Genomic DNA, 561 nt, shown 5'->3' on the forward strand with positions numbered 1-561 from the left:
TCGAGGGCATGCGGCTGTCGCCGAAGACGCCGCGGACGATCACGTCGAGGCCGGAGTTCCTCGCCGAGCTCCAACGGGTGCGCCGCCAGGGCTACGCGGAGAACCGGGGCGAGTCCGAGCCCGGCATGTGCTCGGTCGCCGCACCGATCCGCGACCCGCTCGGGCAGGTGGTCGCCTCGGTGTCGGTCGCCGAGCAGGTGGAGTCCGTGGACGCGGGCCTGCGGCACCTGGTCGCGCCGATCGTCGAGACCGCCGCGCGGATCTCCTCCGGCCTGGGGTGGAACCGGTGACCGACCACACGTGGGAGCGCGTCTGCCGCGTCGACGAGGTCGTGGCCGGCCGGCCGGTCGGGAAGGTCGTCGGCCACTCCGGCCAGGACCGCGACCGGGTGTGCGTGGTGGCGACGGAGGACGGCGGGTACGTCGCGCTCCTCGACCGGTGCCCGCACCGCGATGTCGCGCTCTCCGGGGGGACCGTGCGGGACGGGACGCTGATCTGTCCGGGCCACTTCTGGCGCTTCGACCTCACGACCGGACAGCGCACCGACCTGCCCGACCGGGG

The 561-nt window shown here is 74.5% G+C and carries 2 protein-coding genes; both read left to right on the plus strand.

Annotation, left to right across the window (positions count from 1 at the left end; all coding sequences use genetic code 11):
* Positions 1-290, plus strand: a 290-nt coding sequence (locus Q0L15_RS22865) for an IclR family transcriptional regulator C-terminal domain-containing protein (RefSeq protein ID WP_296607160.1), incomplete at its 5' end; no start/stop codon positions are given.
* Positions 287-561 (plus strand): Rieske 2Fe-2S domain-containing protein (locus Q0L15_RS22870; RefSeq protein ID WP_296607161.1); only part of this gene is annotated, 275 nt, incomplete at its 3' end. The genes Q0L15_RS22865 and Q0L15_RS22870, both read left to right, overlap by 4 nt.

The sequence above is a fragment of the Nocardioides sp. genome (genome assembly GCF_024509035.1).
In the GTDB taxonomy this organism is placed as follows: Bacteria; Actinomycetota; Actinomycetes; order Propionibacteriales; family Nocardioidaceae; genus Nocardioides.